The sequence below is a fragment of the Acuticoccus kandeliae genome (genome assembly GCF_003073115.1).
Window position 1 is genome coordinate 521,160 of the sequence record NZ_QBBV01000001.1, and the last position, 19,676, is coordinate 540,835.

The following is a 19,676-nucleotide window of genomic DNA, read 5'->3' on the forward strand; positions in this document are numbered from 1 at the left end:
AGGGTTGGCCAGAACCGGCCGATCCGCGGGCGTAAGCCTCGTCGAATATGCTCGGCATGTCCGTCCTCGTCTTCCGCAGCGCGTCTCGACCGGTTCTGACCAACGCAGGCCCTGTCCTGATCGGGTCCGGAGCCAAGCGCACGATGGACCGAGCGGGGCCGTCAGGTCCAGCGCCGCGGCCCGTTTCGCCCGCCTCAGAGGAGGAAGATGTGCGTCGCGGGGTCGAGGAGGAGGGCGGCGGCCTCGCCTTCGGCAGCGTCCTCGCGGCCGAGACCGAACTGGATCACGCCGTCGATCGGGGCGGAGAGGGGAAGGCGCGCGATGCGCCCGTCCGCGCCGAGAAGCTCGATCGCGGCCGGGATGGCGCCGCCCGGCTTCAGCGTGATGACGAGCCACACGACGTGCGCCTCGACGACCGTGCGGATCTCCACCCCGTCGACGATGCGGCGGTGCCCGTCCTCGGTGGCGGCGGCATAGGCGGTGGGGGAGGAGAGGAGCGCGTTCGCAGCGCGCAGCCGCCGGTAGAGGCCGATCGCCCCGATCGGGATGGTGACGAGGCCGGCGAAGCCCTCGCGCGAGGCCGCGCGGCGGGCGAGCTCGGCGACCGGGATCGCGCCGCCGGCGCCTCCATCTTCGGCCTCGGCGGCGAGCGTGCGGGAGGCGATCATGTCGATCATCTCCGGCTCGAGAGGGTCATTCTGCGCCATGGACCCCCTCCGCGACGGTCGAGGGCGCGTAGCGCTTCGTGAACTCGGCGGCGAAGACGGCCTTGTCCCCGCCGAAGGCCGACTCGAGCGGCGTGCGGCGGGCCGCCGTGGCGACGCCGGCGCGCGCCTCCGACAGGATCGCCGCCATCGCGAGGAGGGCGGCGCGGATCTCCTCGAACTGGGCGCGCAATTCGGCCGGCGGATGCGCCATCGACTTGGAGCGCGAGCGAGCGAGGAGGGCGAGGCCGCGTTCGCGCACGGCATCCGCCGTCGCGCCACCCTGCGTGCTCGTCAGCGCGAAGAGGACCGCGAGCCAGCCGGCGGTGCGCTCCGCCAGCGCCTCCAGCCGGGCGTCGATCTCGGCATAGTTCATGGCTTCCACGCACGTCACGCGCTCCTCGACGGGCACCTTCGAGCGTCCCGTGCGAAGGGAGTTGGAGAGGCCAGACTGGATCGGGTGGAAGGCGAGGAGGCGCAGGAGCGCACGCGGCCGTTCGCCCCCGTCCGGCCAGGTCGCGGCGGCAAGGTCGATGAAATCGAGGTCGGCCTGGGTGAACGTCTTCAGCGCGCTTTCGCGCAGCGCGGCGAGGGGGGACTCGTCCGGCCCGATTTCGGCGGTCGTCATGAACGCCTCCCCATCCTCGGAGAGGCCGCGCGCGACGATCGGGTCGTCGAACGAGGCCGCGCCCTCGACCGCGCCGCGCTCGGCGAAGGCCTTGCGCATCCGCAGGAAGTCGAGCGCCGCGAGGAGGGCGGTCCGGTACATCACGAAGTAGGCGTTGTCCGGGCTCGACCAGAGGGCGAGGAGCTCGTCGTCCGTGGTCGCCCTGCGCGGGCTCGCGCCGAGCCGCCGCTTGATGAAGTCGAAGCCCGACGCCGCGTGCCCTTCGGCGAAATGGGCCTTGCGGTAGTCGTAGAGGCGGCGGGCGAGGGCGCGCACGGCCTCGCGGAAGAGGGTCTCGTCCATCGCCGCGTCCCCGCCGAGACCGTCGAGGATCGCGCTCACCGCCGCGGTGTGGGCGTAGTCGTCCGCCGCGAGCAGGAACTCGGCGACCTTGCGCAGGAGCGCGATGCGGTTGCGCCCGACATGGATCGAGGCGCCGAACGCGGCGAGGCGGACCGACCGTCCGCCGGGCTCGATGGTGATGGGCCCGTCGGCGCAGCGCGAGGCCGCGAGGCGGGCGAAGATCTCGTCCGCGCCCGAAGACACGATGACGAGGCCGCCCGCTGGGCCCAGCCCCCCTTCGGTGCGGGCGAGGGCGGCGATGAGGACCGCGATCGCCCAGACGGGCTTGTCGCGGTTGGGCGGCCAGCCACGGATCAGCGTGTCCGCCACCGCGTCCTTGAAGCGGGCGCTATAGGCGCGATCCTCGAAGAGGGCCGCGAACTCCGTCTGCGCGCGGTCTGACCAGTATCGCGGTGTCATGGATCCGTCGTTCGGCTGCCTTCAGATATCGGCACAGCTTGGCCGCGCGGATCAAGGTGCGGCGGTGGCCGATGTGGCGCTCGTCCCGTCCTCGCCGTCGGGCGGGAGGGGCTCGTAGCGCAGCCTCCAGCCGGAGGAGGGGAAGGCGATGGCGCCCGCGATCCCGTCCGGCGTCTCCAGCGTCTCGATCTGCCAGTCGCCGACCGTGTCGGGCGCTTCGTCGAGGCGGACGAGGCTCGGCTCGGGATTGAGGGCGATCGCGAAGCTGTCGAGCGGCATCGAGAGGCCGCGCCCGAGCGCCTTCAGAACCGCTTCCTTGACGGTCCAGATCGCGAAGAAGGCGTCCTGCCAGGCGGGCGTCATCTGGCGCGAGCGGCCGAGATGGGAGTCGAGAAAGGCGATCTCCTCCGGCGCGAAATAGCGCCAGGAGAGCCCCACATCGATCGGGCGGATGCGCTCGATGTCGATGCCGACCGGCCCGTCGAGGCTGACGGCGAGGATCGCGTTCTCGTCGGTGTGGCTGAGCGAGAAGTCAAGCGCGGGCCAGCCCGGCTCGTGGCGCAGGAAGGGCTTGCCGTGATTGCCGACGGTGAAGGACAGGGAGGCCGGCGCCGCCCCGACGCACTGGCCGAGGATCCGCCGCATCGTCGCGTGCGTCGTCACGAACCGGCGACGGTCGCGGGGGAAGACGAACCCATCCGCCCGGCGCCGCTCGCGGTGGTCGAGAAGAGCCTCGTCGTCGGGCGAGGCGAGGTCGCCGTGCCCGCCATGGCGCGCGAGGTTGAGGCGCCAGCTCCAGATGCGGACGAGGCGAGTCTGATCCGTCATGGCGGATTGGCCGGCTGGTCGGGTCGTCATCAACGGCTCAGCGCATCTCGTTCGATGAGCCAGTGCGTCGGCGCGAGGCCGAGAATCGAGCGCGCACGGATCACCCTCCCTTTGGTGCCAAGTCCCTCTTAGCACACGGGTCATGCGCATTCGAAAGGGGGCGCGGTGTGCCGCGCCCGTTCACTTTCGCGTGTAGTCTTTTCAGTGGGGGCGGAATCGGGGTGCCCGCCCGGACGGATCCGGGCGGGCGGACGTGGCCTTACTCGGCCGCGTCGTCCTCATCGTCCTGCGGCGGGGCGTCGGGCGCCGCGCCGCGGTCGCGGCCGGGGCCCCACCCGCGATCCGGGCCGCCATGGTGGCGGCGGTGCATCTCGCCGCGCTCCCGGTCCGGGCCGCCACGGCGCCAGCCGCGACGCTCGCCGCGCATCTTGCGGGGGCGGTCTGCCTGGCTCAGCTTGCCGTCCTTGTTGCGGTCGAACCGCTCCACGGTGTCGCCGAACACGTCGTCGACCTCTTCGGTCGTGACGAGCGCGTTGCCGTCCGCGTCGAAGAACTGGAAGCTGCGGACCATCATCGGGCGCGTCAGGTCGAGCCAGATCGCCTCATATTCCTCGAGCGAGATCTCACCGTCGCCATTGGCGTCGCCGAGCGCGATCTTGCCCGCGATGTAAGCGTCGATTTCCTCCTGTGAGAGCGCCTTGTCGCCGTCGGTGTCGGCATCGCGCATCATCCGCATCATCGCCATGCCGCCGGGGCCGCGCATGCCGCCCGGACCGAAGGCGCGGGGGCCGCCCATCGGACCCATGGGGCCCATCGGATGCGCGAACTGGGCGCGGTGGAAACCGGGGCCGCCCGGCCCGCCGGGCCCACCCTCCGGCCCTTGGGCAAAGGCATAGGTGCCGGCGGCAGCGGCCGTGAGGCTACCCACGACGATCGTGGCCAGTGTGATGGGGTGCTTCATCGGTACTCGTCCTTTTCTACAGGCGTTTCGTGTTCGCCGACCTTCACGTAGCCGCTCCCGGCCGGGAATGTGTGTCGATGGCGAACCTCCTTTGTCTCGCCCGGTCGCACGCCGCGGCGCTTGATACATGTCGCGACAAACTTCATCTGCAGCGCCCGCCAAACGCGGTAATTCAAAGACATGACAGAGCCTCACATCCTTGTGGTCGACGACGCGCGCGACATCCGCGAGCCCCTCGGGACCTATCTGAAGAAGCACGGACACCGCGTCAGCCTCGCGCCGGACGCGGCGGTGGCGCGCGAGACGATCGCCAACGGGGCGATCGATCTCGTGGTGCTCGACGTGATGATGCCCGGCGAGGACGGGCTCTCATTGTGCCGGTGGCTGACGGGGCGGGGCGGGCCGCCGGTCATCCTCCTCACCGCGATGGCGGATGATGCGGACCGGATCGTGGGGCTGGAGCTCGGCGCGGACGACTATGTCGTGAAGCCGTTCAACCCGCGCGAGCTTCTCGCCCGCATCCGCGCGGTGCTGCGCCGCGTGCCGCCGACCCCGCTCGCGACGCCGACCGGGCGGCGCCGCTTCGCGGGCTTCGTCCACGATCCGAACGCGCGCACCCTCGCGCACGAGGAGAGAGGGGAGATCGTCGACCTCACGAGCGCGGAGAGCCGGCTCCTCACCGTTTTCCTCGACCGGCCGCGCGCGGTGCTGACGCGCGACCAGCTCCTCGACCTCACCGCCGGGCGCGAGGCGAAGCCTTATGACCGGGCGATCGACAACCAGGTGAGCCGCCTGCGCCGCAAGATCGAGCCCGACCCGAAGCGGCCGACCATCATCATCACCGAATGGGGCGGCGGCTACCGGCTCGCCGCGGACGTCACGGCGCTCGACGAGGGCGACCCGGCCGCGGCCCCGGCCCCGAGCCCGGCGGCGGGCGAGGAGACATGAGCGTCAACTGGCGCCGCTTCGTCCCGGGCAGCGTCGCGGGGCAGTTCGTGCTGCTCCTCGTCGGGGCGATGCTCGTCGCGAACGTCGTCGCCGTGCTCCTCCTCAGCCAGGAGCAGGAGCGGCTCGTGCGCGAGGTGCGGCGCGGGGCGCAGATCGACCGGATCGCCGCGCTCGCCTCGGTGGTCGCCGAGTTGCCGCCCAATCTGCGTGACGGGATCGCGGTCGCGGTGTCGACGCCGTTCACCCGCGTCGAGGTCGGCACCCGCGCGAAGGTGAAGGCGACGGGCGAGGATTCGGCCTCGATGCGCCTGCAGAGCATTCTCGAGGATTCGCTGGCGTTGCCGGCGGAGGAGGTCCGCGTCGCGGTGGAGGAGGTTGAGCCGCAGCGCCGCCGGCACTGGCGCTCGCCGGGCGGGCTCGCGGTGGAGGTCTCGGTGCTCCTGCCGGACGGGGAGTGGCTGAATGTGCGCCAGCTCCGGCCCGACGGCCCGCCCCATGTCGCCCGGCGCGGCTTCCTCTTCACGCTCCTCCTCTCGGTCCTCGCGGTGACGGCGGTCGCGGTCTGGTTCACGCGGCGTCTGACGCGCCCGATCCGCGCCCTCGGCGTCGCCGCCGAGCGGGCGGGCTATGGCGACCGCGAGGCCCGCGCGCCGATGACCGGGCCCGCCGAGGTGCGGCGCGCGGCCGAGGCCTTCAACGCCATGCAGGAGCGGATCGCCGAGTTCGACGCCGACCGCGCCCGCACCATCGCCGCCGTGGGCCATGATCTGCGCACGCCGATCACCTCGCTGCGCATCCGCGCCGAGATGCTGGACGACGAGACGCGCAACGCCATGGTCCGCACGCTCGACGAGATGCGCGTGATGGCGGACGGCCTCCTGTCGTGGGGCCGCAGCGAGGCGGAGAAGGAGACGACCGAGTCGGTCGATTTCGCCGAGCTGGTGCGGGGGCTGTGCGACGAAGACGGCGATCCGGTCGCCTATGAGGGGCCGCCGCAGTTCTTCATCAAGGGCCGCAAGGTGGCGCTGTCGCGGGCGATCGCGAACGTCATCGGCAACGCGCGGCGCTATGCCGACCGGGCCGTCGTGACGCTGCGGCGCGATGGCGGCGAGGCGGTGCTGGTGGTGGAGGATGACGGGCCGGGGATCCCGGAGGAGTCGCTCGACGCGGTGTTCGAGCCGTTCCGCCGGCTCGACGATTCGCGCAGCGTCGACACGGGCGGGGCCGGTCTCGGCCTCTCGATCGCCCGCACCATCATCAACGCGCATGGCGGGGCGATCCGGCTCGAAAATCGCGGCGACGCGAAGGGGCTCCGGGTCGAGATCCGGATGCCGCTGAGGGCGCGACCCGGCGAGGCGTGAGCCCCGCCGGGCGCCCTGTCAGATCGCGTTGAGGCTCGCCTCGGCCTCCGCGCGCTGGCGGCGCAGGTCCTGAAGCTCCTGGAGGCGGGCGTCGAGCGTGTTCGTGCGGTCGACGATGCGCTGGCGCACCGCGGCACCCTCGGGGGTGCGCACGTCGATGGCCTCCAGATTCTCGCGGTCGAGCTCCACCGCTTCGCGCAGGTCCGAAATGTCGGCCTCCGCCGTCTCGATGCGGCGCTCGATGTCGACGATGGTGGCCGCGATCTCGCCGACGCGTTCAAGGCCCGCCCGCGTTTCCGCGTCGAGCGAACCGCCGAGGGCGAGCACCTCTTCGAGGATGGCGGAGGGGAGGGTCGCGACGCGATAACCCTCGATCTGCGGGCGCGTGCTGACGATCACGATCTCGCTCGCCCCGTCCGGGATCGACGCGCGGAGCCGGGCGCGGCTCTGGTTGAGGGGCGCGATCTCGGCCTCCACCCCGTCGCTCGTCTCGAGCGCGAGCTTGTCGCCCGACTGGCTCGCCTCGTCGGCGACCAGCGTGGCGGGCCCGGCGCTCTCGATCGAAAGGACCGAACGGGTGACGAGCTCGCGGTTGATGCGGAGCGTGCCGGCGCGCAGGCTCGCGCTCGCCAGGTCGCGCCGCGTGCGGCTCGTCATCGTGACGTTCACGTCGGAGGAGAGGGCGAAGGGGAGGATGCGGATTTCGCCCCCGTCCGCGCCGGCGAAGCGCGCGTCGCCGACGAAGCCGTCCCCGTCATAGACGGCGACGAGGCCGCCGGGGACGGTCGCGTCCGGATCGAACGACATTTCCAGCGCATCCATCGGCCGCCCGTCGCCGGACAGGTCGAGATAGGCGATGCGGGCGACATTCTGCGCGCTCGACAGGAAGGGCACGGTGAGCGTGCGCCCCGCGGCGAGGTCGATCTCCCCGGCGACGGGGAAGATCGTGGCAGCCGTGCCCGCGAGCGCGGCACCGCCTGTGACGAGGGCGGCCGCCTCGTCCGCCTCCTCGGCGACCACCTCGCGCGCCGCGCCCATGAAGGCGGACGCCATCGGGGCGGGTGCGGCGAGGGATTTCTGGCGGCGGCTGAAGGCGTCGGCGGGCTCGGCCGCGACGATCTCGGCCTCAGCGGTGCGTCCGACCTCGAAGGGGGCGAAGGGGCGGCTCGTGCGCAGCGGCGAGTAGACGTCCTGCTGGTAGGCGACAGGGGTGCCGACGGCGAGGCGGAGGTCGATCCCCTCCCAGTCGAGCCCGGTGGTGTTCTCGAGCGTCGCCCAGCCCTGGAGCTGGACCTCGCCATCCGCTCCGATGAGGGCGCGGTAGGACGGGCGCCACACCGTGGTCGGCACGACGAAGGAGAAGCCGGCCTCGCCGCTCCCGTCGAGCCGGACGGAGAGTTCGCGCCGCCCGTCATCGACGCTCTCGCCGAGCGCGGGGACGAGGTCGGCCATCCGCGCCTCGATCGCGTCGCCCTCGATCGAGAGCGCGTCGAGGGAGGGGAAGGTCGCGTAGCGCACCCGCCCGTCGGCGTCGGCGACCGCGACGCGGACACCGGGGCGTCCCTCGCCCTCGCCCTCGGGCGGGATCATGACGGGGGAGAAGGCGAGGAGGCGGCCCTTGGCCTCCATCGGCCCGCCCTTCAGCTCCACGGTCTCGCCGATCAGCGCGCCGAGGACGGTGAGCGGGTCGGAGAGGTCGCCGGCGAGGAGGCGGCCCGTGACCGAGCGCTCGCCGACGGGTTCGGCCGCCGGCAGGTCGATCGAGACGACCGGCGTCGACCCGGTGACGATGAGGGTGCGCAGGACGTCCGCCACCTGCGGGCGTTCGATCGCGAGGCGCATGACGCTGCCGGGCGCGGTCATCCCGCCCTCGACATGGGCAAGGCCCCCGGTGGCGAGGGTGACGCGGCGGACGGCGACATTGGCGTCGCTATCGGCGCTCTGGGACAAGGCGGCTGTGCTGGAGAGGACGACGGCGGCGAACGCGCCGATGGTGCGTTGGGCGGACATACTCAGGGGTACTCCATTCTGTCGCAGCGCGCCCAGGTAGCATGGTGGCGGCGGCCGGCAAAGCGGCCGCCGCGGGTCGTCTCGCGTCAGCCGGTGACGCCGATCGGCCAGGGGGCGAACTCTTCCTCGCCGACCCCCATCGCCTCGCTCTTCGACTTCTCGCCGGAGGCGACGGCGAGGATCTTGGTGAAGATCTCCTCGCCCATCTCGTCGAGCGTGCGGGTGCCGTCGATCACCGGGCCGCAATTGATGTCCATGTCGCCGGTCATGCGGTTGTACATCGGCGTGTTGGTGGCGAGTTTGATCGTCGGCGAGGGGTAGGAGCCGAAGCAGGAGCCGCGCCCGGTGGTGAAGCAGACGAGGTTCGCCCCGCCCGCGATCTGGCCGGTCGCCGAGACCGGGTCGAAGCCCGGCGTGTCCATGATGACGAGGCCGTGCGTCTCCACCGGCTCGGCATATTTGTAGACCGCCTCGATCCCGGTCGAGCCGCCCTTCTTCGAGCCGCCGAGCGCCTTCTCGATGATGTTCGCGATGCCGCCGGCCTGGTTGCCGGGGGAGACGACGCCGTTGATCTGCGTGTCGCGGCCGCGCGTGTGGTCGAGCCACCAGTCGATCCGCTCGATGAATTTCTTGCCGACCTCGGCGGTGCGGGCGCGGGCGGTGAGCGTGTGCTCCACGCCGTAGAGCTCGGGCGTCTCGGACAGCATCGCCGTGCCGCCGTGGCGGACGAGGATGTCGACCGCCTTACCGAGGGCGGGGTTCGCGGAAAGGCCGGAGAAGCCGTCCGACCCGCCGCACTGGAGGCCGATCGAGATATGCTCGGCCGAGCAGGGCTCGCGCGTCGCCTTGTTGGCCTCAGGCAGCATGTCGCGCACGGCCTTCTTCCCGGCCTCGATCGCCGCCGCCGTGCCGCCGACTTCCTGCATCGTGACGGTGTGGAGCATCTTGCCCGCCGCGAGACTCTGCTCCTCGAAGAATTTCGGCAGGTTGTTGCGCTCGCAGCCGAGCGAGAGGACCACCGCGCCCGCCATGTTGGGGTGGCGGATATAGCCCGCGAGCGTGCGGCGCAGGAGATCCATCGGCTCGCCCGTCAGCTCCATCCCGCAGCCCTGCTCGTGGATGAAGGGGATCACGCCGTCGACGTTCGGGAAATCCTCGAGCCGGTCGGCGTCGAAATAGGCGCCGATCTTGCGCGCCACCGTCGCCGAGCAGTTCACCGTGATGAAGAGGCCGATATAGTTGCGCGTACCGACGCGCCCGTCGGGCCGCTTGTAACCCATGAAGGTCGCGCGCTCGGCCTCCGGCAGCTTCTCGGTCGGCTTGTAGTCGAGGCCGTGCCGGTAGTCCTTCTCGAAGCCATCCATCAGCACGTTGTGGGTGTGCATGTAGGTGCCGGGCGCGATGTCGTCCCCGGCGAAGCCGATGATCGTCGCGTATTTGAGGACGGCCTCGCCCTTCTTGATCGGGCGGGTCGCGATCTTGTGGCCGAACGGGATGTCGGCGAGCGTCGTCACCCCTTCCGACCCGATGAGGGTGCCGGCGGGAATCTCCTCGCGCGCGACCACGACATTGTCGGCCGGGTCGAGGCGGATGACGGGATCGTTGGGCCGCGTCGGCGCGGCGTCGAGGGTGGCGGCGTCGGTCATGGTCGTGTCCCTGGTCTTGCCGGGCGATATGTCTGCAGCGGGCCCGGCGGGTGTGGGAGAGGCGCGGGGGCGGCGGGCGAGCCGCGCCCTCGCGCCCTGGGTTCAGCGGTTGTTGGCCTTCCGCCACTCGGCGAAGAGGGCGAGATTCTCGTCCTTCGTGGCCGGGTAGAGGCCGACGATGGTGTGGCCCTCGCGCACGCGGGAGACGACGAAATCCTCGTAGGCGGTCATCTCGGTCGCCTCCTCGGCCACCTCGTCGGCGAGGTGGGCGGGGATGACGATCACCGCGTCGTCGTCGCCGACGACGATGTCGCCCGGAAAGACGGGGGCGTCGCCGCAGCCGATCGGCACGTTGATGTCGATCGCCTCGTGGAGGGTGAGGTTCGTCGGCGGGGAGGGGCGGCTGTGATAGGCGGGCATGTCGAGCTCGCCGATCCGCATCGAGTCGCGGAAGCCGCCATCGGTCACGACGCCCTCGACGCCGCGCTTCATCATGCGGGTTAGGAGGATGTCGCCGGCGGAGGCCGCGCGCGGATCCTTGCGCGAATCCATCACGAAGACATGGCCGGCCGGGCAGAGCTCCACCGCGTGGCGCTGCGGGTGCTCGGGGTTGCGGAACACGGCGAGGCTGTTGCGGTCCTCGCGCGCCGGCATGTAGCGCAGCGTGAAGGCCGGGCCCACCATGTTGCGGCCCTTCCCCTTCACGGGGCGAACGTCCTGGATCGTCTGGTTGCGCAGGCCGCGCTTGTAGAGCGCCGTCGCGAGGGTCGCGACGGAGACCTTGCGGAGCTTTTCGATCGTCTCCGGCTTCACGTTGGGCGGTGTATCGGTCATGTCAGTCCCGGTGGTGATGGCGCGAAGGCCGGTCTTGTGATCGTTGGCGTCCATGCCGGGACGCGGCGCGAAGGAGCGGCATGGGCGAGGCGAAGCGTTTCACGAGCGTCGAAGGGGCGATCGACGCCGCGGCGCGGCGGGTGCTCGACCGCATGGAAGGCGGCGCCGTCCCCGGCGCGCTCATCGAGTTCCTGGTCTTCGGCCTGAAGCAGGCCTGGGCGTGCCTTTTCGGCGGGCTGATGCTCGCGATGATCCTCGCATCGGCGCTGTTCTATCCGGACGGCGCGGCGCTCGCCCGCTACGATGCGCTCTTCCTCGGCGCCCTCGCCATTCAGGTGGCGATGATCGCGGGCCGCCTCGAGACGCGCGAGGAGGTGGTCGTCATCATGCTCTTCCACCTCGTCGGCACGGCGATGGAGATCTTCAAGACCTCGGTCGGCTCGTGGGTCTATCCCGAGGCCTCGATCTTCCGCGTCGGCGGCGTGCCGCTCTTCTCCGGTTTCATGTACGCGGCGGTCGGCAGCTATCTCGCGCGCGTCTCGCGCATCTTCGATTTCCGCTTCACGCACTACCCGCCGCTCTGGGCGACGTACCTGCTCGCGGCGGCGATCTACGCGAACTTCTTCACCCACCATTTCGGACCGGACCTGCGCCTCGCCCTCTTCGCGGGCGTCGTGCTCCTCTATGGCCGCACGCGCGTCTATTTTCGCGTCTTCCGCCACCGCCTCTGGATGCCGCTGATCGTCGGCTTCGTGCTCGTGGCGCTGTTCATCTGGTTCGCCGAGAATATCGGCACCTTCGCGCGCGCCTGGACCTATCCCGACCAGGCCGACGGCTGGCGCCTCGTCTCGATCCACAAGCTCGGCGCGTGGCTCCTCCTGATGATCATCAGCTTCGTGCTGACCACCATCGTGCGCCGGCCGCAGCGGCTTGAGGAGGCTCCCGCCGGCACGCCGCACTGAGGGCGCGCCGGGGCGGGGACCGGAGGAGCGCGCCCGCATCGGGCCTAGTGGATCTCGGGCTCGGGCACCTTCGGCCCGAACTCGGTGCGCAGGAAGTCGAAGTCGCAGCCCTTGTCGGCCTGCTCGATGTGCTTGGAGAACATGTAGCCGTAGCCGCGTTCATAGCGGGGCTCGGGCGCCTTCCACTCGGCCCGCCGGCGCGCCAGCTCCTCGTCCGAGACGCGCATGTTGAGCGTGCGGTTCGGGACGTCGAGCTCGACGATGTCGCCATTCCTGAGGAGGGCGAGCGGACCGCCGACGAAGGATTCGGGCGCGACGTGGAGGATGCACGCCCCGTAGGAGGTGCCGGACATGCGCGCGTCGGACATGCGCACCATGTCGCGAATGCCCTGCTTGAGGAGCGCCTGTGGCACCGGCAGCATGCCCCATTCGGGCATTCCCGGCCCGCCCTGCGGCCCCGCATTGCGCAGGACGAGGACGGTGTCGGCCGTCATCGGATAGTCCGGGTCGGTGGTGATCTTCTTCAGTTCGTCATAGCTGTCGGCGATGAGGGCGGGGCCGGCGTGCGTGTAATATTTCGGGTCGCACGCGGCCGGCTTGATGACCGCCCCGTCCGGCGCGAGATTGCCGCGCAGCACTGCGAGCGAGCCCTCGTGATAGACCGGGTTGTCGAGCGGGCGGATGACGTCGTCATTGTAGACCTTCGCGCCCTCGATCGCCTCGCCGACGGTCTTGCCGGACACCGTCATCGCCGAGAGGTCGAGCTTGTCGGCGAGGACGTTCATCAGCGCGCGCAGGCCCCCCGCGTAGAAGAAATCCTCCATCAGGTAGCCCTTGCCGGAGGGGCGCACGTTCGCGATGACGGGCGTCGTGCGGCCGATCCGGTCGAGATCGTCGAGCTCCAGCGGGATGCCGGCGCGGCGCGCCATCGCGATGAGGTGGATAATCGCGTTCGTCGAGCAGCCGGTCGCCATCGCGACGGTGACGGCGTTGGTGACGGCGGCCTCGGTGATGATCTTGTCGGGGGTGAGGTCGTCCCAGATCATCTCCACGATGCGCCGCCCGCACGAGGCGGCCATGCGCTGGTGGCCGGCGTCGGCGGCCGGGATCGAGGAGGCGCCGGGCAGGGTGATGCCGAGCCCCTCGGCGATCGCCGTCATGGTTGACGCGGTGCCCATCGTCATGCAGTGGCCGTAGGAGCGGGCGATGCCGCCCTCGATGCCCTGCCACTCGTCCTTGTCGATGTTCCCGGCGCGCCGCTCGTCCCAATATTTCCAGGCGTCGGTGCCCGAGCCGAGCACGTTGCCGGCATAGTTGCCGCGCAGCATCGGGCCGGCCGGCATGAAGACGAAGGGCAGCCCCATCGAGGTCGCGCCCATGACGAGGCCGGGCGTGGTCTTGTCGCAGCCGCCCATCAGGACGGCGCCGTCGACCGGGTGGGAGCGCAGGAGCTCCTCGGTCTCCATCGCGAGCATGTTGCGATAGAGCATCGTGGTCGGCTTGACGTAGCTCTCGGAGAGCGAGAGGGCCGGGAGCTCGAGCGGGAAGCCGCCGGCCTGCAGGACGCCGCGCTTCACCCACTCCACGCGGTCCTTGAAGTGCATGTGGCAGGGCTGGGCGTCGGACCAGGTGTTGATGATGGCGACGACCGGGCGGCCTTCCCAATCCTCGGGCCCGTAGCCCATCTGCATGGTGCGCGAACGGTGGCCGAAGGAGCGCAGGTCGTCGGGTGCCATCCAGCGCGCCGAGCGGAGGTCTTCGTAGGTCTTCCTGGTCATCGTGTCCCCTGATCGGCCTGTCGCGATCCGCCACTATAGGCAGCGGTGCGCCTGGGGCGCGATCGGTCGGACGCACGCATCCGCCAACAGCCGCCCTCCCCGTCGATTTTTTCTAACTCCTACCTTGGGGGAGACAGGCACGCAAGTGAAGTAATATATTAGTTGAGCGAGATGGGATCGGGCGCGGAGGGCCGGGACGAGTGAGCGAGCGCAGGATCGCGGACAGCACCGCCGTTCGGGCGATTCCGGCCGGGGGCGCGGGCGGATCGGCGGCGGCGCGCGTCTATGACGACCTGCGCGACCGCATCGTGAACATGGAGATCCTGCCCGACACGATCCTCTCGCGCGCCGAGCTCGCCCGCGAATACGGGGTGAGCCAGACGCCGATCCGCGAGGCGATGCAGCGGCTCGAGCAGGACGGGCTCGTGCGCACCTTCCCCCAGTCGCGCACGGTGGTGACGCGCATCGACGCGGCCGAGCTCTTCGAGGCCCATTTCCTGCGCACCGCGGTGGAGATCGAGGTCGCGCGCCAGCTCGCGACGGGGGCGGGCGAGGCCACGCTCGCCGTCATCGAGGCGCGGATGAAGATGCACGAGGCGCTCGTCGGCGACGTCGATCAGATCCTGATGTTCTACGAGCTCGACCGCGCCTTCCACGAGCAGCTCTTCATCGCGATCGGTCACCCCGGCCTCCACGCGATGCTGACGGGACGGACCGGCCACCACGCCCGCGCCCGGCGCCTGGAGCTGCCGACGCCGGAGCACATGCGCAGAGTCGCCGAGGAGCACCGCGCGGTGGTGGAGGCGCTCCACGCGCGCGACGGAGACGCGGCGGCGGCGGCGATGCGCGCCCATCTCGGGCAGACCATCGCGCGGATCGAGGCGCTGCGCATCCGCCACCCGGATGCCTTCTCGGCAATCTGAGCGGTTTTGCGCGAGCGGATCGGCCCCTCCCGAAGGATCGGGTGCGGGACAAATGCGCCGCGCCCACTATGTGTCCCGCGGACGGCCCGTCATTGCGGGCGGGCGTCGCAATTGACACGGGCGGCGGGGAACGCGCCGCTCCACCCAGGGGAGCTTCACATGAAACGCAGTGCTTCGGCGGTTTGGCATGGCGCGCTCAAGGACGGGGAGGGCGCGCTGTCGGCGCCGTCCGGCGTCCTCAACAACACGCCCTATTCGTTCAAGACGCGCTTCGGGGACGGCGTCACGGGGACCAATCCCGAGGAGCTCATCGCCGCCGCCCACGCGGGCTGCTTCACCATGGCCTTCAGCCACGCCCTTTCCGAGGCCGGCCATCCGCCCGCGAGCGTCGAGACGACGGCGACGGTGCAACTCGACCAGGTCGAGGGCGGCTTCTCGATCTCGAAGGTGGACCTGAAAACCAACGCGACCGTGCCGGGGATCGATTCCGACACCTTCCACAAGATCGCGAAGGGCGCGAAGGAGAACTGCCCGGTCTCCAAGGTGCTGAACGCCGAGATCACGCTCGACGCGACGCTCGCCTGAGGTGGGCGGACGCCGCGCCGGCCCGGAGCCGGCGCGGCGTTGTTTGCGGCGGGGCGTGGCGCGTCCTCCGCCCCCAATCCTCCGCCCCGCGCGCTCGCCCCTCGGCGCTCCTCCTCCGCATCCATCCTCTGCTCACCGGGTGCGGTCCGCGCCGCGCGGGGCGTGGGCGGTGGTGATCGGGGGGCGCGGGCGGTAGGGTGGGCGGGCGAAGCGGGCGGCGCCGCGGCGCGGGGCCGCCGCGGAAGAGGATGGGCGATGAAGATTCTTGTGACGGGGGCCGCCGGGTTCATCGGCTTCCACACGGCGCGCGCGCTCCTGGAGCGCGGCGACAGCGTGGTCGGGTTCGACGTCGTGAACGACTATTATGACGTCGCGCTGAAGGAATCGCGGCTCGCCCTTCTCGAAGCGAAAGCGGGACAGGTGGGCGGCTCGTACGAATTCGTGCGCGCGGACCTTGCCGACGAGACCGCGGTGAGGGAGACGTTCGCCGCCCACAAGTTCGACCGGGTGATCCACCTCGCGGCGCAGGCGGGGGTGCGCTACAGCTTGGTCAATCCGGGTGCCTATGTGCAGTCGAACCTCGTCGGCTTCACGCACATTCTGGAGGCGTGCCGCCATCACGAGGTGCCGCACCTCACCTACGCGTCGACCTCGTCGGTCTATGGCGGGAACACGACGATGCCGTTCAGCGAGCATCACGGCGTCGACCATCCGCTGCAATTCTACGCCGCGACGAAGCGGGCGAACGAATTGATGGCGCACAGCTACAGCCACCTCTTCGCGCTGCCGACGACGGGGCTGCGCTTCTTCACGGTCTACGGGCCGTGGGGGAGGCCGGACATGGCGCTGTTCCTGTTCACGCGCAACATCCTGGCGGGCAAGCCGATCCCGGTCTTCAATCACGGCAACCACACGCGCGACTTCACCTATGTGGACGACATCGTGGAGGGGGTGATCCGCGCCTCCGACCAGATCGCCGCGCCCGACCCGTCCTTCGACGCGGCGCATCCGGACCCGAGCCGCTCGAACGCGCCGTTCCGGATCTTCAATATCGGCAACAGCGCCCCGGTGACGCTGTCGGTCTATATCGACGCGCTGGAGGATGCGCTCGGCAAGAAGGCGATCCGCGAGCTTCTGCCGATGCAGCCGGGCGATGTGCCGGACACCTTCGCCGACACGACCGCGCTGCAGCGCGCCGTCGGCTATCGCCCCGCGACGCCGGTCGCGGAGGGCGTGTCGCGCTTCGTGGCCTGGTATCTGGAGCATTATGACGAGGCCGTTTCCGCCTGACGCGTCGGGAAGACGGTGGTGACACAGGCGGCGTCGGCGGTGGTGAGAACCTCGGCTGCGTCGGCGTTGGTGTCGGAGCCGTCGGAGGTGGTGACAGCGTCGTCGGCGGCCTCGGCGGCGATAGTGGCGGCGGACGCGGCGGCGACGGCGTCGACAGGGCACGGGCCGCTGCGGCGCTGCCGGATCGGGAAGCATCGCGCGGACTGCGCGCGGGCTGGTCGTGACGGCCCCGCCTTGCGGCTTGGTCGGCGGGGGTGTGGCGACGGGCGTCGGTCAGAAAACGGGCGCTACAGGTTGGCCGATGCCGCGTCGCCAGCGGCCGCCGGGGTGCGGCGGCGGGCGGGCAAGGCGGCCGTCTGTCTTGCTCGCGCTCATGGCCGGACAGGGGGTGTGTGTCGGCCGTGTGCCAGCGGCATGATGCTGACATTGGCGGCGAGCGAGTGGCGCGCTCCGTCGGGGCCGATGAGGCGACGCACCGTCGCCGGCTGGCCCGCGAGGAGGACGTTCGGGGGAAAGGTGCCGCGCACCACGCTGTTCGCGGCGATGATCGTGCCGGAGCGGATGCGCGTGCCGGGGCCGATATAGACGCCGCGCCCGATGAGGACGTTGTCCTCGATCACGATGGAGGCGACGTGGTAGCCCTGACCGCGGATCCCGTCGGCCGGGGTGAAGCGGGGCTCCTGGTCGCGGATCGAGACATATTCGGCGATCGCGACGTTGCTGCCGATCGTGACGAGCCGGTTCGCCGCGATGTGGCAGCCGGTGTGGATCAGCGTCCCGTCCCCGATGGAGATCGAGCCGGCGTTCATCACCTCGAAATGGACGTTGGGGCCGATGATGCACTCGTCCCCCACCGTCACGTTGATGTGCGGGCGGGCGAGGTGGAGGTTCTGGAAGATGAGCGTCCCTCGGCCGACATGGCGCATGAGCATCGGGCTCGTCGCGCGGTAGACCATGGCGCGCAGGCGGGGCAGGGCAGGCGTCATCATCGGCACCTCCGGACCGTGCCGGCCGCGGCGCGCGGGGCACGGGATGGTTCGACCCTTCGATCTCGACCGGCCGCACGGCGCGTCCGCGGACGACGCCGGAGCGATCGAGGCCGACGCGACGCCCCGGCACGCGGGAGCAGGTCCGCGGGCAGCCTCATGCTGTCCGGCGGGGGTTGCGGCGCTTGTGCGCCGGCTCCGTGATGGGGCGAGCGGCGTCGGTGGAGGCACAGTACAGCGCCATAAGGTGGTGTCAACGATAAAAACAATGATAGGTTGTATTGTGCGCAATGGATCTGCCTGCACGCGCGCTCAATTCACGCGATTGGAAAGGATCCAAGCTGTTCATTTGGTTCAAAGATGTCGAAGGTTGCGCTAGGATCCGGGGCGGCGCGGCGGAAGAACTGCGCCACTGAGGGAGTAGAGCGGTGAAGAGTGAGGCGGACAGGCTCGATGCGATCATCACGGAGCATCGCCATCGTGACGGGCCGCTGCTGCCGATCCTGCACGACATCCAGCACACGTTCGGCGCGATCGACGAGGCCGCGAAGCGCCATGTGGCGGCGGCGCTGAACCTCACGCGGGCCGAGGTCCACGGGGTCGTCAGCTTTTATCATGATTTCCGCGAGACGCCGGTTGGGCGCCCGGTGATCAAGCTGTGCCGCGCCGAGGCGTGCCAGGCGCGCGGCGGCGAGGCGCTCGCGGCGAAGGCGGCGGACATCGCCGGCGACCGCGTCGCGATCGAGGCCGTCTATTGTCTCGGCCTCTGCTCGATCGGGCCGGCCGCGATGGTGGGCGAGACGCCCCATGCGCGGCTCGACGAGGCCGCGCTCGCCCGCCTCGTCGCGGAGTCCTGAGCCATGCGGATCGCCATTTCCGACGATGCCGCCGCCATCGCCTGCGGCGCGGACCGCGTCGCCGCAGCGTTCGCCGAGGCGATGCCGGGGGCGACCATCGTGCGCACCTCGAGCTGGGGGATGCACTGGCTGGAGCCGCTCGTCGAGATCGACGAGGAGGGGTACGGCCCGGTGACGCCAGGCGACGTCGGCGCGATCCTCGCGGGTGACCGGCGGCTCGCGATCGGCCCCGTCGCCGGCCACCCTTTCATGGCGCGCCAGACGCGCCTCACCTTCGCGCGCGCGGGCCGCACCCGGCCCCTCAGCCTGGACGATTATGCGGCGACCGGCGGATGGGCGGGCCTTGCGCGGGCGCGCGCGATCGGGCCGGAGGCGATCGTCGCCGAGATTACCGAGAGCGGGCTGCGCGGGCGCGGCGGCGCGGGTTTCCCGGCCGGGATCAAGTGGAAGACCGTCGCGGGCGCGAAGGCCGCGCGAAAGTTCATCGTGTGCAACGCCGACGAGGGCGACAGCGGCACCTTCGCCGACCGGATGCTGATGGAGGGCGACCCGTTCGCGCTCCTCGAGGGCATGGCGATCGCGGGGCTCGCGGTCGGTGCCGGGCGCGGCTTCATCTATGTGCGCTCCGAATATCCGCAGGCGATCGGGAAGCTCAACGCCGCGATCGCGCTCGCCGCGCCGCACATCGCGCCGTTCGAGGTCGAGGTGCGGGTCGGCGCGGGGGCCTATATTTGCGGCGAGGAGACCTCGCTTCTCAACTCGCTGGAGGGGAAGCGCGGCGAGGTGCGGGCAAAGCCCCCGCTGCCGGCGATCGAGGGCGCGTTCGGGATGCCGACGGTCGTCAACAACGTGCTGACGCTCGCCGCCGTCCCGCACATCCTCGCCGATGGCGGGGCGCGCTATCAGGGCCTCGGCCACGCCCGCTCGCGCGGGACGATGCCGATCCAGCTCGCCGGCAATGTCCGCTTCGGCGGCCTTTTCGAGGCGCCGTTCGGCCTCACCCTCGGCGCCCTCGTCAACGAGATCGGCGGCGGCACGGCCTCGGGGCGGCCGGTGCGGGCGGTTCAGGTCGGCGGCCCGCTCGGGGCGTATTACCCGCCGGACATGTTCCACCTGCCGTTCGACTATGAGGCGTTCGCGGCGGCCGACGGGCTCATCGGCCATGGCGGCATCGTCGTCTTCGACGACACGGTCGACATGCTCGCCCAGGCCCGCTTCTCGATGGCCTTCACCGCCATCGAGAGCTGCGGCAAGTGCACGCCTTGCCGGATCGGCGCGGTGCGCGGGCGCGAGACGCTCGACCGGATCCGCGCCGGCGGCCGCGCGCGCGACCGGGTCGAGACGCTTCCCCAGATGCACAATGCCGGGACGAGCCCGCGAAGCCTCGCCGACGAGGTCGCGCTCCTCACTGATCTCTGCGAGACGATGAAGTTCGGCTCGCTCTGCGCGCTCGGCGGCTTCGCCCCTTATCCGGTCATGAGCGCGCTTCATTTCTGGCCGGAGGATTTCGGCCTCGCGCCCCGCCATCGCGAGGCGGCCGAGTGATCCGGCCCGATCGCGTGGACACCGAAACG

General features: G+C 70.7%; 17 protein-coding genes. 8 read left to right on the forward strand and 9 right to left on the reverse strand.

What is annotated here, in order from left to right; all coding sequences use genetic code 11:
• Positions 1–194: 194 nt before the first annotated feature.
• The 4 genes from DBV35_RS02415 to DBV35_RS02430 form a co-directional block, all read right to left on the reverse strand.
• The gene (locus tag DBV35_RS02415; RefSeq protein WP_108658649.1) at positions 195–707 is read right to left on the reverse strand and encodes a hypothetical protein; all 513 of its coding nucleotides are present in this window, start codon (positions 705–707) and stop codon (positions 195–197) included.
• Complete coding sequence (locus DBV35_RS02420) at positions 694–2,133, reverse strand: hypothetical protein (RefSeq protein ID WP_108658650.1); 1,440 nt, start codon at positions 2,131–2,133, stop codon at positions 694–696. The genes DBV35_RS02415 and DBV35_RS02420 overlap by 14 nt, the downstream gene beginning before the upstream one ends.
• A gap of 51 nt (positions 2,134–2,184) precedes the next feature.
• Entirely contained in the window at positions 2,185–2,961 is a 777-nt protein-coding gene (locus DBV35_RS02425; RefSeq protein ID WP_157961544.1) for a 4'-phosphopantetheinyl transferase family protein, read from the reverse strand.
• A 259-nt stretch (positions 2,962–3,220) separates the two neighbouring features.
• On the reverse strand, positions 3,221–3,922 hold the full coding sequence (locus DBV35_RS02430) for an EF-hand domain-containing protein (RefSeq protein WP_157961545.1): 702 nt from the start codon (positions 3,920–3,922) through the stop codon (positions 3,221–3,223).
• Between the two features lie 180 nt (positions 3,923–4,102).
• On the opposite strand from DBV35_RS02430, the gene DBV35_RS02435 reads away from it, so the two are divergent.
• Both DBV35_RS02435 and DBV35_RS02440 read left to right on the forward strand, forming a co-directional pair.
• Positions 4,103–4,870 (forward strand): response regulator, encoded by a 768-nt coding sequence (locus DBV35_RS02435; RefSeq protein WP_108658653.1) that lies wholly within the window; start codon positions 4,103–4,105, stop codon positions 4,868–4,870.
• Positions 4,867–6,231, forward strand: a complete 1,365-nt coding sequence (locus DBV35_RS02440) for an ATP-binding protein (RefSeq protein ID WP_170134865.1) — start codon at positions 4,867–4,869, stop codon at positions 6,229–6,231. Before DBV35_RS02435 ends, DBV35_RS02440 begins: the two co-directional genes overlap by 4 nt.
• Positions 6,232–6,249: 18 nt before the next feature.
• On the opposite strand, the gene DBV35_RS02445 is transcribed toward DBV35_RS02440, so the two are convergent.
• The 3 genes from DBV35_RS02445 to DBV35_RS02455 form a co-directional block, all read right to left on the reverse strand.
• Complete coding sequence (locus tag DBV35_RS02445; RefSeq protein ID WP_108658655.1) at positions 6,250–8,241, reverse strand: hypothetical protein; 1,992 nt, start codon at positions 8,239–8,241, stop codon at positions 6,250–6,252.
• 86 nt (positions 8,242–8,327) lie between these two features.
• Positions 8,328–9,887 (reverse strand): UxaA family hydrolase, encoded by a 1,560-nt coding sequence (locus tag DBV35_RS02450; RefSeq protein WP_108658656.1) that lies wholly within the window; start codon positions 9,885–9,887, stop codon positions 8,328–8,330.
• A 102-nt stretch (positions 9,888–9,989) separates the two neighbouring features.
• Positions 9,990–10,700: a ribonuclease activity regulator RraA gene (locus DBV35_RS02455; protein WP_108660513.1), complete on the reverse strand. Its 711-nt coding sequence runs from the start codon at positions 10,698–10,700 to the stop codon at positions 9,990–9,992.
• A gap of 101 nt (positions 10,701–10,801) precedes the next feature.
• Between DBV35_RS02455 and DBV35_RS02460 the strand changes: the two genes are divergently transcribed.
• Complete coding sequence (locus tag DBV35_RS02460; RefSeq protein ID WP_108658657.1) at positions 10,802–11,683, forward strand: DUF817 domain-containing protein; 882 nt, start codon at positions 10,802–10,804, stop codon at positions 11,681–11,683.
• Positions 11,684–11,727: 44 nt separating this feature from the next.
• Here the strand turns inward: DBV35_RS02460 and araD are convergent, their stop codons facing one another.
• Complete coding sequence (gene araD / locus DBV35_RS02465) at positions 11,728–13,461, reverse strand: L-arabinonate dehydratase (RefSeq protein ID WP_108658658.1); 1,734 nt, start codon at positions 13,459–13,461, stop codon at positions 11,728–11,730.
• A 200-nt stretch (positions 13,462–13,661) separates the two neighbouring features.
• On the opposite strand from araD, the gene DBV35_RS02470 reads away from it, so the two are divergent.
• The 3 genes from DBV35_RS02470 (at position 13,662) to DBV35_RS02480 (ending at position 16,259) form a co-directional block, all read left to right on the forward strand.
• Complete coding sequence (locus tag DBV35_RS02470) at positions 13,662–14,384, forward strand: GntR family transcriptional regulator (RefSeq protein WP_108658659.1); 723 nt, start codon at positions 13,662–13,664, stop codon at positions 14,382–14,384.
• A gap of 159 nt (positions 14,385–14,543) precedes the next feature.
• Positions 14,544–14,969, forward strand: coding sequence for an OsmC family protein (locus DBV35_RS02475; RefSeq protein WP_108658660.1), 426 nt, complete (start codon positions 14,544–14,546; stop codon positions 14,967–14,969).
• A 255-nt stretch (positions 14,970–15,224) separates the two neighbouring features.
• Entirely contained in the window at positions 15,225–16,259 is a 1,035-nt protein-coding gene (locus tag DBV35_RS02480) for an NAD-dependent epimerase (RefSeq protein ID WP_108658661.1), read from the forward strand.
• Positions 16,260–16,630: 371 nt separating this feature from the next.
• On the opposite strand, the gene DBV35_RS02485 is transcribed toward DBV35_RS02480, so the two are convergent.
• Positions 16,631–17,248, reverse strand: coding sequence for an acyltransferase (locus tag DBV35_RS02485; RefSeq protein WP_108658662.1), 618 nt, complete (start codon positions 17,246–17,248; stop codon positions 16,631–16,633).
• A gap of 425 nt (positions 17,249–17,673) precedes the next feature.
• Between DBV35_RS02485 and DBV35_RS02490 the strand changes: the two genes are divergently transcribed.
• Together DBV35_RS02490 and DBV35_RS02495 are read left to right on the forward strand one after the other, a co-directional pair.
• Positions 17,674–18,102: an NAD(P)H-dependent oxidoreductase subunit E gene (locus tag DBV35_RS02490; protein ID WP_108658663.1), complete on the forward strand. Its 429-nt coding sequence runs from the start codon at positions 17,674–17,676 to the stop codon at positions 18,100–18,102.
• Positions 18,103–18,105: 3 nt separating this feature from the next.
• Positions 18,106–19,647 (forward strand): NADH-ubiquinone oxidoreductase-F iron-sulfur binding region domain-containing protein, encoded by a 1,542-nt coding sequence (locus DBV35_RS02495; protein WP_108658664.1) that lies wholly within the window; start codon positions 18,106–18,108, stop codon positions 19,645–19,647.
• The last annotated feature ends 29 nt before the right edge of the window (positions 19,648–19,676 follow it).